Consider the following 793-nt stretch of genomic DNA (forward strand, 5'->3'; position numbering starts at 1 on the left):
GGGGTGGATCCAGTTCCACGGCCCGCCGTCGCTCTCCGAGGCGGTGTGGAAATTGTGCAGGTGCGGCGCGATCTCCGGATGGCCGAAGCCCTTGTGGTCCTCCACCGAATCCAGGTCGTTCTCGATGTGCAGGCAGAAGGGCTGGTTGTAGCGCACGTCGATCAGCGGCCCGCCGAACTCGTCGCCATAGGACCAGACCTTGCTCTCGCCATATTCCTTGGCGAAGCTGTGGTCGCGCTCCCGCACCCGCAGATGGATCCAGCGCTGCATCCTGAAACGGTTGGCGCAGTACTGGTGCTCGGCCTCGTTGTAGGGATAGGCATCGCTGCTGTCCTCTTCCGCCGGGCTCGGGATCGGCAAAGGCTCCTGCCAGGGCGTGGTCCTGGGACTGGCCGAGCTGGCCGCCAGCGCCTTGCGCAGCGAGGCGCCCTGCGCCCAGTAGGCGCCCCCCACGATCAGGCCGAGCTTGGCGATCTCGCGCCGGCTGAACCGGGCCGCCTGGAGCTGGTTGCGCAGTTCGACCGCACGTCTGGCGGCACGTATCTTGGAGAACATGATCCCGACCTCGTTATGCGCAGGCTGAGGAATTTCCTCGGATTTATTGGTTGGCGCTGCTCAGGCGACCGGCCGGTCGGTCAGCGAGGTGACCGCCTTGACGATCCAGGCAGCGCGCGACAGAGCAGGCGTGCCGGCCCAGCGATCGAGCCGGGCATTGCCGTAGCGCAGCATGCCGGTGTGGTTGTCGAGCTGGAGGTCGTAGAGCGGATCGCTGCTGGCAAAGCCCAGGGCCCGG

At 66.6% G+C, this 793-nt stretch carries 1 pseudogene; it reads right to left on the reverse strand.

Annotated features, from left to right (window positions below):
- A pseudogene (locus EQG76_RS24455) lies at positions 1-555 on the reverse strand (hypothetical protein); the annotation flags it as partial.
- Positions 556-793 lie beyond the last annotated feature (238 nt).

The organism is Geminicoccus flavidas (assembly GCF_009806515.1).
GTDB classification, from domain to species: domain Bacteria; phylum Pseudomonadota; class Alphaproteobacteria; order Geminicoccales; family Geminicoccaceae; genus Geminicoccus; species Geminicoccus flavidus.